Below are 13,210 nucleotides of genomic sequence, written 5' to 3'. Positions count from 1 at the left end.
CCTTAAGCTCTACCGGGCCATTCAGGGTTCGTAAACGATTTCCACATCGTGATCATCGTCGTCGTCATCATCATGATCGTTATCCCGGGCACGTCGCGCTTCCGCTTTCAGCTCCTGCACCCGCTCACGCGCTTCTTCCTCGAGGCGTGCACGAAGATCCTGCTGAGCAGCTGCGTAATCCGGGTCTTCCTGTTCCAGGCGACGACGGTCCTCAATGGCATTCATCAGCGCATAGACCAGCTCTTCACAACCCACGCCTGCCGCTGCAGAAATGCAGTGAACCGGCCCTTGCCAGCCCAACTCTTCCACGATGGCATCAACTCTGGCCTTGGCCTCGTCATCTGCCAGCAAATCAATTTTGTTAAAGACCAGCCAACGCTCCTGCTCGGCCAGCGCTGGCGAAAATCGGTCCAGCTCGTCGGCAATGGCATCGATATGGTCCGCAGGATTACTTTCATCCATTGGGGCCACGTCCACCACATGCAGCAACAGCCGGGTTCGCGCCAGATGCTTGAGGAAACGAATGCCCAGCCCCGCACCTTCGGCCGCACCTTCAATCAGACCGGGAATATCAGCGACCACAAAACTACGATGGCGATCCGCCTTCACCACACCCAGGTTCGGCACCAGGGTTGTAAAAGGATAATCTGCCACTTTTGGCTTGGCCGCAGAAATGGCCCGGATCAGGGTACTCTTGCCCGCATTGGGCATACCCAGCAGCCCCACATCGGCCAGCACTTTCAGCTCAAGACGCAGACGTCGGGACTCTCCCGGCTTGCCTTTGGTGGTCTTGCGCGGCGCCTGGTTGGTACTGCTCTTGAAGTGGATATTGCCCAGCCCCCCGCGGCCAGCACGGGCAATCATGACCGGCTTGCCTGCTTCGGTCAGATCCGCCAGCACCTCATCGGTATCCACATCGATGACCGTGGTGCCCACCGGCACCAACAGAATGACATCGTCCGCCGATTTACCGGTCATCTGACGACCTCTGCCACCCTCACCGTTACGGGCCTTGAAGATTCGCTCGTAGCGGTAGTCCACCAGGGTGTTCAGATTACTGTCAGCCTGAAAGAAAACGTTACCCCCAGCGCCGCCGTCGCCGCCGTCAGGACCGCCAAATTCCACGTATTTTTCACGACGGAAACTCAGGCAGCCATCGCCGCCCTTACCGGCATGCACTTCAATGGTAGCTTCGTCGACAAATTGCATGGAAAAGGACTCTCTTTGGGGTCGATGCCATTCTACGGCAATGAATTCACTTTGGGGACAGATGCACCAGACGGGACACGGCTGGATTTAAATACAAAAAAACCCCGCGGGCAGAGCCTCGCGGGGCTTTTTGATGATCCGGACGGATCAGGCCACAGGCTCGATAACCACGTACTGACGGTTCAGCGGACCTTTAACCTGAAACTTCACACGACCAGTTTCAGTAGCAAAGATGGTGTGGTCTTTACCCATGCCGGCATTCACACCAGCGTGAAACTTGGTGCCGCGCTGGCGAACGATGATTTCGCCTGCATTTACCAGCTGGCCGCCGAAACGCTTAACGCCAAGGCGCTTACTTTGCGAATCGCGACCGTTACGAGTACTACCACCGGCTTTTTTATGCGCCATGTCTTAATCCTCTCGAAAGTGTGTCTAAGGATCAGCCCTGGATCCCGGTGATTTTGATAGCAGTGTACCACTGACGGTGGCCCTGCTGCTTGCGGAAGTGCTTGCGACGACGGAACTTGACGATCTTCACTTTCTTGTGACGACCCTGCTCAAGTACCTCAGCGGTCACTTTGGCACCCTCCACAACCGGCTGACCGACTTTTACGTCGTCGCCGTTGGATACCAGCAGCACCTGGTCGAAATCAACGGATTCGCCGGTTGCTACTTCAATTTTTTCGATGCGAACAACATCGCCTTCTTCTACGCGATACTGCTTGCCACCAGTTTTGATTACTGCGTACATCTGTGTGCTCCAGCACGACTCCACTCAGGCGGGCGCCACCCTTATCAGGGCGCTAACCACTTGCAGGCCAGGCAGAGGGTTAAATCGGGCCGCGAAGTGTACGGCAATTAACCACCCTGCGCAACGCCAAACCCGAATAATTGCCCGCACTCTGCCGGAGTTCGCGTGGCTTTGACATCACCCAATGACAATAGGACAGAATACGTTGACTGCCAGCCCCCCCCTGTTAGCATTGCCGGCTGTTGCGCCACCTTCATTCCGCCTGGACTCAAGTACATGGATTTCAAGGCCATTTATGCCCCGGTCGAGCAGGATTTTGCCGCCGTAGACTCCTTTATCACCCACCATCTCGATTCCAATGTCCCGCTGATTCGCGAAGTGGGTGACTACATTGTGCAATCCGGTGGAAAGCGCCTGCGTCCGCTGGTGGCGATTCTATGTGCCCGCGCCTCCGGCTATACCGGCTATAACCACGTGGATGTGGCAGCAATCATCGAGTTTCTGCACACCGCCACCCTGCTCCACGATGATGTAGTGGATGAATCCAACCTGCGTCGCGGCCGCCCTACCGTCAATGCGGTGTGGGGCAACGCAGCCAGTGTGCTGGTGGGCGACTTCCTGATCTCGCGGGCCCTGCAACTGATGGTTGCCCTGCGCCACCCGCGCCTGCTGGATATCTTTTCGCAGAGCACCAACACCATCTCTGAAGGTGAAGTGCTGCAGCTGATCAATGTGCGCGACCCGAACACTACCGAACAGAACTACATGCGGGTGATTCACCACAAGACCGCGAAGATGTTCGAGTCTGCCGCCGAGACCGGCGCCGTGCTCGGCATTACTGACAACCAGGACTTCACCGCCGCCTTTGCCGAGTATGGCCGCCATCTGGGCATCGCCTTCCAGTTGATTGACGATGTGCTGGATTATCAGGGTGACGCCAGCGAGCTGGGCAAGAACGTGGGCGACGACCTGGCTGAAGGCAAGCCCACTCTGCCGCTGATTCATACCATCGCCAACGGTTCCGAAGAGCAGGCCAAAGTGATCAAGGACGCCATCCGCAGTGGCGGCCTCGATCATCTGCAAGAAATTGTTGAAACTGTTCGCGCCAGCGGTGGTCTTCAATACACAGTGGACAAGGCCGCCGAGCACACCCGGCTGGCACTGGATGCGATCGCGGACGTACCAGCCTCCCCCTACAAGGATGCTCTGGTGACGCTTGCCGAAGAGTCGCTGAAACGCACCTACTGACACCCAACAACCCAACGATCAACAAGGAGCCACCATGCTGCGTGCTGCCCTGCTTCTGACCCTGAGCGCCACCTTTGCCGGTTGTGCCCTTAGCCCCCAGTCCATTAATGTCCAGCCCGTCGCGAAGGTCCAGACCACCAATATTGGCCACAACCAGTCTGTCCAGGTCATCGCGGTGGACTCCCGAAACCAGCTGGCATTCGGCACCCGCGGCGGCGTATACAAGGAAACCTCGCTGGTGCAGCCCGCCAACGACGTCAAAGCGGCGGTTGAAGAAGCGGTTCGCAAAGGTCTGCAGCAGCAAGGCTTCAATGCTTTTAACCCCGACCAGAACGCCAGCCGCCTTGAAGTGCGTCTGGAGCAGCTGGACTATGTGCCCGAGCAGGGCAATGTGGTCAACACAGTCACCATTTCCCTGATCCTGATCGGCGAAGCCAGCCGCCCTGAGGCGGCCTATACCGGCACCTACAAGAGCAGCATCAAGCACGATCTGCCCATCACCCCCAGCGCCAACCGCAACCAGGAAATGATCAACGATATCCTCAGCGGCGCCATCACCCGCATGCTGGAAGATCCGAAAATGCAGAGCTTCCTGCAGGGCAACGACCCCGCCTGATGAAACGCGTCACCATTCTCTATTGCAGCCAGTGCAACTGGCTGCTGAGAAGCGGCTGGTACGCCCAGGAGTTACTGAATACCTTCAGTGACGAGCTGGATGAAGTCGCGCTTCAGCCCGGCACCGGTGGAGTTTTCCGCATCAGCGCAAACGACTTGTGCATCTGGGAACGAAAAAAGGAAGGCGGCTTTCCGGAAATTACCGAACTCAAGCGGCGGGTGCGCGATGCGCTATTTCCGGAACGGGATCTGGGCCACATCGACCGCAAGAAATAGCGACAAGCTGCAAGCTACAACGCGGGGAAAGGCTGGCATTGACTCAAACGGTGGCGCCGCGACGCAAACCTTGGTGCGCGGCCAATATCGTTTCTACAAATTCCGGGAAGGTGACGCGTTGTAGCTTGCAGCTTGTCACTTGTAGCTACTCATTCTCGGGCCGGACATCCACCACTGGCTCGTCACTGTCAAACGGCACCCGCACCGTAAACAGTAGCGGCTGGCAGCACACCTGACAGTCCTCCACGTATTCCTGCTCCTCCAGCGAACCATCGATCAACACCTCAATGGTTTCCCAGCAACAGGGGCACTGCACAGATGCGGGTAATAGGCCGCTCACATGCCCTCCAGCACTGCCAGATCCAGCTGATTCAACCAGTCAGGCCTCCCGCCTTCCGGCCATGGCTGCGGCTGCCCCTGCCCCCATACCGGGCCAGGCCAGCACGGGTCATCTGCGAAACGGGCAATCACGTGGATGTGCAACTGCGGAACCATATTGCCCAGGGCACCGATATTGATCTTGTCGGCACCGGTGACCCTTTCCAGCTGACCCGCCAGCGCATTCACTTGCCTTAACAGCTCCACCTGCTCATCTGCCGGCAAGTGATGCCATTCACGCAGCCCCTCACGCTTGGGCACGACGATGATCCAGGCAAAACGCTGGTCATTCATCCAGCGCAACCAGCAAAGAGCGGTTTCTCCCAGCGCACGGGTGTCCGCAGCGAGGCGGGGGTGTAGCGTCGACATAGTTGACTCCCTAAGCAGACAGGCAAGGGCCCGCCTGCATCAGCATCCAGCAAACCTATGCCCGGTAATCAGAAGGGCTGCGGCTGGTCCAGCGCCGGAAGGCACGGGCAAAATTCGAGGCATCAGAATACCCAAGCGACATGGCAATTTCGTCCACGGTGTGATCTGACTGGGTGAGAAATTCCACTGCCAGCCCCTTGCGCAGACCATCGAGAATCTCCTGGTAGCTGGTGCCCAACTGCTGGAGCTTGCGCTTCAGCGTACGCGAGGACATATGCAGCTCACTCGCCACCTCTTCGACGCTGGGGAAACGACCGCCACCTGTCAGGATGATCCGGCGCACCTGACCCAGCAGGGCCGGCGGCGCCTTGATGGTCGCCATTTCCTGCTCACACTGATCCGCCGCCATCCGTGCCAGTCGCGGATCGGCAAACTGCAGGGGGCTGTCCAGACGGGACACCGGGAAGCGCATTTGATTATAGGCACAGTCAAAATAGACCGGCACGGGCATCAATGGGCGCATACGCTCGAAATAATCGGGCTCGGGGTAGGAGAAGCGCAGCTCACCGAGCACATCCATGCCCGGCAATAACTTCTGCCCCATGAAGTGGAAACTGGAGAACAGGCTTTCCATCGTCAACGGAGTCAGCCCCCCCAGAGAGAGCAGCTCGTTAACCTGCAGCACCGCCATATCCCCTTCCTGGAAAGTCTCCAGCTGCACCATGGTGCTGCGGGTCCGGAAATATTTCACCGCCAACTCCAGGGCCTCCCCCAGGGTCGCGCTGCTCATGGCCGCATAGCCCAGAAAACCATGGGAAGACAGGGTCATCGACGCCCCGAGCTCCCAGCCAATCCAGGGCTCCCCTGTCATGCGGATGGCCCGGGAGGACACCTTCTCAAAATCCTGGGCCGACACCCGTGCCTTGGGGTCCCGCCAGCAGCCGGGCTCAATCTGAGTGCCCGCGAGCAGTTCCTCACTGGCAATTCCACGTCTTGCCAACACGTCCAGCATCAGGGACAGATATTCCGCAGAGACAGAGTACTCCGCCGGATCCATCTTCAATATTGTCATCGCTATTATCCTGATAAAGCCGTCCATGGCCCCAAATGACCGAGCCAGACACCATATCCTGCCATTCCAGATCTTACAAGTGACCACGGGACACTTGGACAGGGCGCTATTGCCAATAAACCAAGCGCTTGGTAGGTTTGCAGGCCAGATTCCCGGGAGAGCAACATGTCCAACTCACTGCAAAACAAAACCCTTTTTATCACTGGCGCCAGCCGCGGCATTGGCAAGGCCATTGCACTCAAGGCGGCAAAGGATGGCGCCAACATCGCTCTGTTTGCGAAAACCACCGAGCCGCACCCCAAACTGCCGGGCACTATCTACACCGCAGCGGAAGAAATTCGCGAAGCGGGTGGCAACCCACTGGTCTGCGTGGGCGACATACGCCACGAAGATCAGTTACAGGCTGCCGTGGACAAGACCGTAGACACCTTTGGCGGCATCGATATTCTGGTCAATAACGCCAGCGCCATTTCGCTGACCGGCACCGAAGGCACCAGCATGAAGTCCTATGACCTGATGCATCAGATCAATAGCCGCGGGACCTTCATGGCCAGCAAGCTATGTCTGCCCCATCTGCGCAAGGCCAGTAATCCGCACATCCTTAATCTGGCCCCACCGCTGAACATGGCCCCTCACTGGTTCGGTCGCCACGTGGCCTACACCATGGCGAAATATGGCATGAGTTTGTGCGTGCTCGGCATGGCGGACGAATACAAGGGCAAGGTGGCCGTGAATGCCCTGTGGCCGAAAACGGTCATCAATACCGCCGCCGTACAGAACCAGCTGGGCGGTGTGCCGTCGGTACAAGCTGCCCGCCAGCCGTCGATCATGGCTGATGCAGCCTACGCCATTCTCACCCGCCCGGTTTCCGCTGCCAGCGGCCAGTTCTTTGTGGATGAAGATGTGCTGCGCGATACCGGCACCACGGACTTCAGCGGCTACCGTGTGGACCCGAACCTGGACGATGACAAGCTGTTGCCCGATTTCTTCCTCGACTGACAGCCAAGGTTACAAAAATTGTCACATGCTGCCGGGCACCGGCTTTTGGCGCGACAACGCTCCGGCAGCAATTCGCCAACCCACTGATAATATTGATTAAATAAAATGAACAAGACTGGCACGGTTCTCGCTTTTGTCGGTATAGACAAACGGGGACCGGATCATGAGCAGGATACTGAAAGTCAGCACATTGCGGCCTGACACGGCACTGGAAAACCTGAACCGGCTTACTGGACTGGATTTCGAACAATGGCCGGAATCCCTGCTTGAGCAACCGGTTGGCTCGCTTTCACTCTCTGAGCAACAAAAGCCCACCCGAAAAGCATCCGGACAGGCTGGGACAGAGCCGTATATTAAACAGGGCTAGTCGATCAGAAATTGGAAATGAGCTTGTCGGATGCACCCAGTGCCGAACCCCGGCGCTGCATGAACAACTCTTCTACCACAAAGTTCATGGCGGCATCGGCAAGCCGCAGGGACACCTGTACCTGTTCAACCTCAGCGCTCAACCGCAACAGGACTGAGCCAGACAGCAATGCACTGCCCTCCCCGGTCACCTCAGCAGAATCCACCAGCACAGACCGGTCATTGCTGTTATCCACATAGCGCACAACCAGCTGCACCTGCCCTGATGCACCTGCAACCCGCACCCAGGAAGCCACATTAAACTCGGCCTCCCATTGCTTTGCTTTGCCCGGACGACCCTCCGCCCAGATGCGCGAAGGCACTTTGGCGATGAATTTTTCTATCATTCTTATCTCTCTGGTCTCACAAACCCCTGAATAGCGCCAAGCGCTCCCAATTCTGCTCAAACCTTTTTTGCCAGTGTACGCATGGGAAGAAATAACGACCATGCGGGGTTTGGCTTACTGACTTTGATGGATATCACACCTTGAAGCATGACAACTATCAGCCACCTGTATAATTGTCTGACAAACAAGACACGCCTCTCACCCAATCCCTTTTACTCTTTATCCCACGCAGCAAATTTGATGGCTGCACTTTTCTTACACCGGACAAATTTAAGGAAGTATGAATCATGGGCGAGCTGAAAGATCTGCGTGCACAAAGCGAATCTCTGGTTAACCGCGCTAAGGAACTGGGCAACAAACTGTACCTGGCTGGCCTGGGAGCCTATGACAAGGCCGAAGAAAACTCTGAAGAGCTGCTGAACAAGTATGTCGCTGCTGGCACCGAGGCATTTGGTGAAGAAGCTGAAAGCAAGCCGAAGGCTCTGCTGGCTGGCCGTGGCGCCCTGCTGGCTGCTCGCGAACTGCTGGACAACGCTCCGGAAAAGCGTCAGGCCCTCTACGAGAAGCTGGTAGAAGCTGGCAAGAAAGAGCGCGGCGAGAAAGCTGAAGAAACCAACGAATTCGTGCTGGCCGGCTTTGGTGCCGTTGTCACCGCACGTGAAGAAGGCGAGAAACTGTTCAACGAACTGGTTTCTGCCGGTCAGAACCGTAGCTGATTCTGAACCCTTTTGTTGTTACTCTCCTTTAGGGGCCATCTTGGCCCCTTTCTTTTGCACGGACATCTCGCAGCACGCATCCCCGCACGTTTTTTTAAGCCTCCCGTCGCCGCTGTCCGCTTCTGACTAACTTTACCCCCGTATCTGTCCCTTCTTACCCTGTACAGCCTTCACCCATCAGCGCTAAGTTAACGGCTATATAATCTAAATATAAATAATGCCAATACATCGCTACGAGAGACATCATGGCTGAACAGCGCCGTCGCAAACGCCCCACCACGACCACCGGCCGGCTCTTCCGGCTGACGGGTATGACCACCTCAATAGCCACCCGCGTGGCTAGCCATCAGGTGAAAGGTCTGTTCCAGTCGGAAAGCGCCAAGGCCGCAGACCGTGAAAAGCTGATGCAGCATATCGGCAAGGAAGTCGCCGCCACCCTGGGAGAGATGAAAGGGGCGGTCATGAAGGTCGGGCAGATTGCCTCGCAAATGCAGGATATCCTGCCGCGGGAAATCAGCGAGCAACTGAAAGTGCTGCAGAATGCTTCTGCCCCCATGCCTTTCCATGTCATCCGCCGTCAGCTGGAGCGTGAACTGCAGGGCAGCATCGACGAACGCTTCACCAGCTTTGACGAGACCCCGTTCGCAGCCGCCTCTATTGGTCAGGTCCACCGCGCCACCACCCTGGAAGGCGACGAAGTGGTTGTAAAGGTGCAATACCCGGCGGTGAAGGAATCCATCGATTCCGACATGAAACACCTGCGCCGGATTCTTCGTCTGGGTAGCTTGCTGAAAGTAGATGAAGCCGCTCTCGACGGTGTCTTCCGGGAGATCCGCAATCAACTTGAAGAAGAATTGAACTACCACCAGGAGGCCATCAACCTTAATCAGTTCCGGAAATTCCACCAACACCAGCCCTGGCTGGTAATCCCGACGGTTTATGACGACCTGTCCAGCGAGAAGGTGCTGACCCTGAGCCTGGAAGCCGGAACGCCTCTAGAGCAGACCAATGACGCAAACGGCTTTGACCAGGCCACGCGCAACCTGCTGGGCGAGCGATTGTTTGATGCCATCGGCGAACAGATTTTCCAGTTCAGGACCGTCCATTGCGATCCGCACCCGGGGAACTTCGCGTTCCGGCCCGACGGCAGCATCGTGATGTATGACTTTGGCGCGGTGAAACGCCTGCCCGGCGAAGACGCGGACCTGCTTCGCCGCATTGTCCAGGCCGCACTTAACCAGAACTGGGTGGAACTGGATGACCTGCTGCAAACTCTCGGGGCGCGCAAACAGGATGGTCAGGTAAGTGACCAGTTCTACGCCACCTGGATTGAAATGTTGCTGCGCGCCTTTTCCAGCGAACCCTTTGATTTCGCCAACTCAAGGCTGCATACCGATATCATGAAACAGGTTCGCAAGACGCCGCTGGAGCAGATGATGAAGTTCCAGCCCTCCCCACGCTCACTGTTGATTGAGCGCGTGGTCAGCGGCCACTACTGGACGCTCATGAACCTGGGCGTCAATGCCGCCTTCAGACCCAACCTTGAGAAAGCACTCAGCCGTCACGACCAGGCCAGCGCCTGAGCTGCGCCCACTCCTGCAGACAGAAAAGCCCGGCAACGTATCCGTTGCCGGGCTTTTTCTTGCACGCGAATGTCATCAGAAGGCCGAACGCAGCCCCACGCTGATACCTGAAATCTCCTCCTCGCTGGTATCGATGTAGCGCATATATTCAAGGTTGGCTCCCAGGGTGTCGGTGATATTCATGTCCAGCCCCGCACCATAGGACTCATCTTCAAAGTTTTCGCTGTCACTAAACGAATAATTCACACCGCCCAGCGTGCCATCTGCGGACACCGTGCCTTTCGCCTTGGTATAGCCACCAATAACATAGGGACGCACGGTTTCGCTGAGGGGCAGGCCCAACTTGAGGTAGCCGCCATAGAGGTGATCCAGCTCGAAATCCGCAATGCCCTGGGTGTCCTCATCCAGGCCTACGCCACCACGAGCCTCCAACGCCAGAAACTCGGAGACTTCAAAGCCGGCACTGACTGTGGCCGCATCAATCTTGAGCGTATCCGTATCAAACTCCTCATTGTCGTACTGAATCTGGCTGTAGCTACCACCGATGTAAGGGCCTGCAGCCCAGGCTCCCTGAGCCACCAGCAGTGAACAGGACAACATCAATGCACCGCGCATCATGACTTTCATTCGAGACTCCTTTTCCAATTAAGTCACGTATTTCGAGATGCGGTCAGGCGCAATGTTCCTGTTATTCCGGTAAATTCTGTAAAATCAAGCTTGAGTCAGGCTTTTCGCCCACCCTATTTCCCTTCAACAACACGGCGGAAAGGCAGACAGGCTTCACCAGACAGTTCCACATAACAGCAAATAACAGGATCAGGAATGACAAAGGGACGCGTCTTGCCTATTGGGCTCATGCTGATGGCACTTGCCCTGCCATTGCTTGGGCACAGCCTTACCCTGACGGACGACCGGCAGGAGTATCAGGGCGCCATCGGCATGCAGTGGCTGGCCGACCCTGATCACAGCCTGACCCCCTCTACCGCGCTCAAGGCACTCAGGGAAGGCGCCGGCGCCACCATGATGAATGGCTACCCGTCATTGGGCTTCCAGGATGGCCTGCAATGGTTTCTCATCACCCTGGACAACAATACCCGCTTTCCCTACTGGTTCCTGCGCATCAGCCGACCACATCTGGATTTTCTGGACATCTACCTGTTCGATCGCAACGGTGATGCCATTGACCATCAACGCATGGGTGACCGCATCCCGTTCACCCAAAGGGAGTTCAAGCATTACCACCTGATCAGCCTGCAGAGCTTCCCTCCCCAGGACCGCAGCTACCTGCTGATTCGCGCCCAAGGGGACAACATCATTGAAATGCCGGTGAGCATCAAAACGCCGGTGGCATTCAGCCAGCAGGACAACCAGATCTCCCTGCTTCATGGCATCTACTATGGCGCCATTATCGCCATGTGCATGTTCAACCTGTTGATCTTCATTTCCATCCGGGAGCCGAGCTATATGCTCTACGTACTCTATCTCGGCACCTTCGGGCTCAACCTGTTCACCCGCGAAGGACTGAGCTACCAGTGGCTGTGGCCAGACTCCCCCATGTGGAACCACTACTCGCTGCCGGCGCTGAACCTGCTAACTCTCGCGTTCTCAATGCTCTTCGTATCGCACTTTCTGGAACTGCGCACCCGGCTACCAAAGATCAGCCGCGCAATTAGTGCCGTTACGGTAATGTCACTTCTTGCCATTCCCTTTACGCTGATCAGCTTCCATTACAGCATCCAGGTCACCACCGCAGCAGTACTCCCCTGGCCGTTCATCATGGTAGTACTCTCTCTGTGGCTGATCTTCCAGGGCTACAGCCCTGCGCGCTATTTCCTGCTGGCCTTTCTCTCTGTGGCACTGGCCACCACGCTGTATATTCTCAAGGCATTCCAGATTATCGAGGCCAGCTGGCTGATCGAGAACATTATGCAGCTGGGCACCTTCCTGGAAGCCGTATTGCTGTCATTTGCCCTGGCTCACCGCATGACCGTTTTGAAGAGCGAGAATGCCCGAATCCAACGCGAGGCCACGGAAGCACTTGAGCAACGTGTTGAGGAGCGTACCCGGGAATTAAACAGCGCCCTGAGTGCCCGCAGTGAGTTCCTCGCTGTCATGAGTCACGAAATCCGCACACCACTGAACGGCATCATCGGCACGGTGGATATGCTCAAGAGCTCGCCACTGGACAGTGAACAGCAGCACAACCTGAATATCATCGAGCAGTCGGGCAACAGCCTGCTCAACCTGATCAACGACATCCTCGATTATTCCCGCATCGAAGCCGGCAAGATGCCCATTGAACAAACCCGCTTCGACTTGCACGGATTGATCAACGATTCCCTGGGGTTGTTCCAGCACAAGGCCCGGGTACAGTCCAACGTGCTCGGCTGCGAGCTGGACGCCAATCTTGGCCATTTCTGTATCGGCGACCCGGTGCGCCTGCGCCAGATCCTGGTCAACCTGATCAGCAACGCGGTGAAATTTACTGACAACGGCACGGTCACCCTGACAGCCCACCGTGACAGTGGTAACGCGGACTACGTGCTTTTCGAGATCATCGACACCGGCATCGGCATCAGCCCGGAACAGATCACCCATCTGTTTGACCATTTCCAGCAAGGAGACAGCTCCACCAGTCGTCGCTATGGCGGTACCGGACTGGGTCTGGCCATCTGCAAGCAGCTGGTGGAAATCATGGGTGGCGAAATCGGGGTCGAAAGCCGGCGCAATGAAGGATCAAGATTCTGGTTCCGTCTGCCACTGCCCAAGACCGAGGCCAGTGCAAAGCTACCGGTTGTGCAGGATATCAGCGATGCGACTCGCTCTGGGGGGCGCTTGCTGATTGTTGATGACAACCACATCAATCTGATGGTGGCTGAGGGGCTGTGCAAGAAACTCGGCTATACCACCGAGGTGGCAGAGAGCGGCATGGAAGCGATTGCGGTGTTGCTGTCCGCGAATGAGCCGTTTGATCTGATTCTGATGGACTGTGAAATGCCCGAGATGGATGGCTTTGAAACCTCGCGCTCGATCATCAAGCTTCAGAAGGAGGGGCGGCTGCCGCGGGTGCCGATTATTGCCCTTACCGCTCATGCGGTGCCGGATAAGATTCAGGCCTGCCATGATGCCGGCATGGTGGGTCACCTGGCGAAACCCATCAACAGCGAGCGCTTGCTGATGACCCTCAAGCAGGTGTTGCGCGACCCGGATATTCGGCTTCCGGGTCGTAGCGCCTGATCCCG

General features: G+C 56.9%; 16 protein-coding genes. 8 read left to right on the top strand and 8 right to left on the bottom strand.

Annotation, left to right across the window (positions count from 1 at the left end; translation table 11 throughout):
* Window positions 1-21 precede the first annotated feature (21 nt).
* The 3 genes from cgtA to rplU all read right to left on the bottom strand — a co-directional run bounded on the left by cgtA (window position 22) and on the right by rplU (window position 1,960).
* Window positions 22-1,209: an Obg family GTPase CgtA gene (gene cgtA, locus GFN93_RS16375; protein ID WP_153502375.1), complete on the bottom strand. Its 1,188-nt coding sequence runs from the start codon at window positions 1,207-1,209 to the stop codon at window positions 22-24.
* A gap of 147 nt (window positions 1,210-1,356) precedes the next feature.
* On the bottom strand, window positions 1,357-1,617 hold the full coding sequence (gene rpmA, locus GFN93_RS16370) for a 50S ribosomal protein L27 (RefSeq protein WP_153502374.1): 261 nt from the start codon (window positions 1,615-1,617) through the stop codon (window positions 1,357-1,359).
* Between the two features lie 31 nt (window positions 1,618-1,648).
* Window positions 1,649-1,960 carry a 50S ribosomal protein L21 gene (rplU, locus tag GFN93_RS16365; RefSeq protein WP_153502373.1) on the bottom strand — a complete coding sequence of 104 codons (312 nt, stop codon included), beginning with the start codon at window positions 1,958-1,960 and terminating at the stop codon, window positions 1,649-1,651.
* 276 nt (window positions 1,961-2,236) lie between these two features.
* Here rplU and GFN93_RS16360 point away from each other — a divergent pair, with 276 nt between their 5' ends.
* From GFN93_RS16360 to GFN93_RS16350, 3 genes are read left to right on the top strand one after another with little or no spacing between them, the layout of a single operon-like run.
* Entirely contained in the window at window positions 2,237-3,208 is a 972-nt protein-coding gene (locus GFN93_RS16360; protein ID WP_153502372.1) for a polyprenyl synthetase family protein, read from the top strand.
* A 34-nt stretch (window positions 3,209-3,242) separates the two neighbouring features.
* A complete protein-coding gene (locus tag GFN93_RS16355; protein ID WP_153502371.1) occupies window positions 3,243-3,824 on the top strand; it encodes a YajG family lipoprotein in 582 nt (193 codons plus the stop codon).
* The gene (locus GFN93_RS16350; protein WP_153502370.1) at window positions 3,824-4,099 is read left to right on the top strand and encodes a SelT/SelW/SelH family protein; all 276 of its coding nucleotides are present in this window, start codon (window positions 3,824-3,826) and stop codon (window positions 4,097-4,099) included. The genes GFN93_RS16355 and GFN93_RS16350 overlap by 1 nt, the downstream gene beginning before the upstream one ends.
* 145 nt (window positions 4,100-4,244) lie before the next feature.
* On the opposite strand, the gene GFN93_RS16345 is transcribed toward GFN93_RS16350, so the two are convergent.
* From GFN93_RS16345 to GFN93_RS16335, 3 genes are read right to left on the bottom strand one after another with little or no spacing between them, the layout of a single operon-like run.
* Complete coding sequence (locus GFN93_RS16345) at window positions 4,245-4,439, bottom strand: CPXCG motif-containing cysteine-rich protein (protein ID WP_328594826.1); 195 nt, start codon at window positions 4,437-4,439, stop codon at window positions 4,245-4,247.
* A complete protein-coding gene (locus tag GFN93_RS16340; protein ID WP_153502368.1) occupies window positions 4,436-4,846 on the bottom strand; it encodes an HIT family protein in 411 nt (136 codons plus the stop codon). The genes GFN93_RS16345 and GFN93_RS16340 overlap by 4 nt, the downstream gene beginning before the upstream one ends.
* A gap of 55 nt (window positions 4,847-4,901) precedes the next feature.
* Window positions 4,902-5,918, bottom strand: coding sequence for an AraC family transcriptional regulator (locus tag GFN93_RS16335; RefSeq protein WP_153502367.1), 1,017 nt, complete (start codon window positions 5,916-5,918; stop codon window positions 4,902-4,904).
* 165 nt (window positions 5,919-6,083) lie between these two features.
* On the opposite strand from GFN93_RS16335, the gene GFN93_RS16330 reads away from it, so the two are divergent.
* Both GFN93_RS16330 and GFN93_RS16325 read left to right on the top strand, forming a co-directional pair.
* Window positions 6,084-6,917 carry an SDR family oxidoreductase gene (locus GFN93_RS16330; protein ID WP_153502366.1) on the top strand — a complete coding sequence of 278 codons (834 nt, stop codon included), beginning with the start codon at window positions 6,084-6,086 and terminating at the stop codon, window positions 6,915-6,917.
* 163 nt (window positions 6,918-7,080) lie between these two features.
* Entirely contained in the window at window positions 7,081-7,284 is a 204-nt protein-coding gene (locus GFN93_RS16325; RefSeq protein ID WP_153502365.1) for a hypothetical protein, read from the top strand.
* 4 nt (window positions 7,285-7,288) lie between these two features.
* On the opposite strand, the gene GFN93_RS16320 is transcribed toward GFN93_RS16325, so the two are convergent.
* Window positions 7,289-7,669: a hypothetical protein gene (locus tag GFN93_RS16320; RefSeq protein ID WP_153502364.1), complete on the bottom strand. Its 381-nt coding sequence runs from the start codon at window positions 7,667-7,669 to the stop codon at window positions 7,289-7,291.
* Between the two features lie 287 nt (window positions 7,670-7,956).
* Here GFN93_RS16320 and GFN93_RS16315 point away from each other — a divergent pair, with 287 nt between their 5' ends.
* Complete coding sequence (locus tag GFN93_RS16315; protein WP_153502363.1) at window positions 7,957-8,385, top strand: hypothetical protein; 429 nt, start codon at window positions 7,957-7,959, stop codon at window positions 8,383-8,385.
* A gap of 245 nt (window positions 8,386-8,630) precedes the next feature.
* Window positions 8,631-9,968 (top strand): ABC1 kinase family protein, encoded by a 1,338-nt coding sequence (locus tag GFN93_RS16310; protein ID WP_153502362.1) that lies wholly within the window; start codon window positions 8,631-8,633, stop codon window positions 9,966-9,968.
* A 75-nt stretch (window positions 9,969-10,043) separates the two neighbouring features.
* On the opposite strand, the gene GFN93_RS16305 is transcribed toward GFN93_RS16310, so the two are convergent.
* Window positions 10,044-10,595 carry a porin family protein gene (locus GFN93_RS16305; RefSeq protein WP_153502361.1) on the bottom strand — a complete coding sequence of 184 codons (552 nt, stop codon included), beginning with the start codon at window positions 10,593-10,595 and terminating at the stop codon, window positions 10,044-10,046.
* Window positions 10,596-10,790: 195 nt separating this feature from the next.
* Here GFN93_RS16305 and GFN93_RS16300 point away from each other — a divergent pair, with 195 nt between their 5' ends.
* Window positions 10,791-13,205, top strand: a complete 2,415-nt coding sequence (locus GFN93_RS16300) for a hybrid sensor histidine kinase/response regulator (protein ID WP_153502360.1) — start codon at window positions 10,791-10,793, stop codon at window positions 13,203-13,205.
* Window positions 13,206-13,210 lie beyond the last annotated feature (5 nt).

Source organism: Alcanivorax sediminis (assembly GCF_009601165.1).
Taxonomy (GTDB): Bacteria; Pseudomonadota; Gammaproteobacteria; order Pseudomonadales; family Alcanivoracaceae; genus Alcanivorax; species Alcanivorax sediminis.
The sequence above is the reverse complement of the archived record's forward strand: the minus strand, read 5'-3'. Positions and strand labels throughout refer to the sequence as shown.

Bases quoted from the DNA above. Each gene is read 5' to 3' on its own strand.
- cgtA (WP_153502375.1), bottom strand. From the start codon at position 1,209: ATGCAATTTGTCGACGAAGCTACCATTGAAGTGCATGCCGGTAAGGGC.
- rpmA (WP_153502374.1), bottom strand. From the start codon at position 1,617: ATGGCGCATAAAAAAGCCGGTGGTAGTACTCGTAACGGTCGCGATTCG.
- rplU (WP_153502373.1), bottom strand. From the start codon at position 1,960: ATGTACGCAGTAATCAAAACTGGTGGCAAGCAGTATCGCGTAGAAGAA.
- GFN93_RS16360 (WP_153502372.1), top strand. From the start codon at position 2,237: ATGGATTTCAAGGCCATTTATGCCCCGGTCGAGCAGGATTTTGCCGCC.
- GFN93_RS16355 (WP_153502371.1), top strand. From the start codon at position 3,243: ATGCTGCGTGCTGCCCTGCTTCTGACCCTGAGCGCCACCTTTGCCGGT.
- GFN93_RS16350 (WP_153502370.1), top strand. From the start codon at position 3,824: ATGAAACGCGTCACCATTCTCTATTGCAGCCAGTGCAACTGGCTGCTG.
- GFN93_RS16340 (WP_153502368.1), bottom strand. From the start codon at position 4,846: ATGTCGACGCTACACCCCCGCCTCGCTGCGGACACCCGTGCGCTGGGA.
- GFN93_RS16335 (WP_153502367.1), bottom strand. From the start codon at position 5,918: ATGACAATATTGAAGATGGATCCGGCGGAGTACTCTGTCTCTGCGGAA.
- GFN93_RS16330 (WP_153502366.1), top strand. From the start codon at position 6,084: ATGTCCAACTCACTGCAAAACAAAACCCTTTTTATCACTGGCGCCAGC.
- GFN93_RS16325 (WP_153502365.1), top strand. From the start codon at position 7,081: ATGAGCAGGATACTGAAAGTCAGCACATTGCGGCCTGACACGGCACTG.
- GFN93_RS16320 (WP_153502364.1), bottom strand. From the start codon at position 7,669: ATGATAGAAAAATTCATCGCCAAAGTGCCTTCGCGCATCTGGGCGGAG.
- GFN93_RS16315 (WP_153502363.1), top strand. From the start codon at position 7,957: ATGGGCGAGCTGAAAGATCTGCGTGCACAAAGCGAATCTCTGGTTAAC.
- GFN93_RS16310 (WP_153502362.1), top strand. From the start codon at position 8,631: ATGGCTGAACAGCGCCGTCGCAAACGCCCCACCACGACCACCGGCCGG.
- GFN93_RS16305 (WP_153502361.1), bottom strand. From the start codon at position 10,595: ATGAAAGTCATGATGCGCGGTGCATTGATGTTGTCCTGTTCACTGCTG.
- GFN93_RS16300 (WP_153502360.1), top strand. From the start codon at position 10,791: ATGACAAAGGGACGCGTCTTGCCTATTGGGCTCATGCTGATGGCACTT.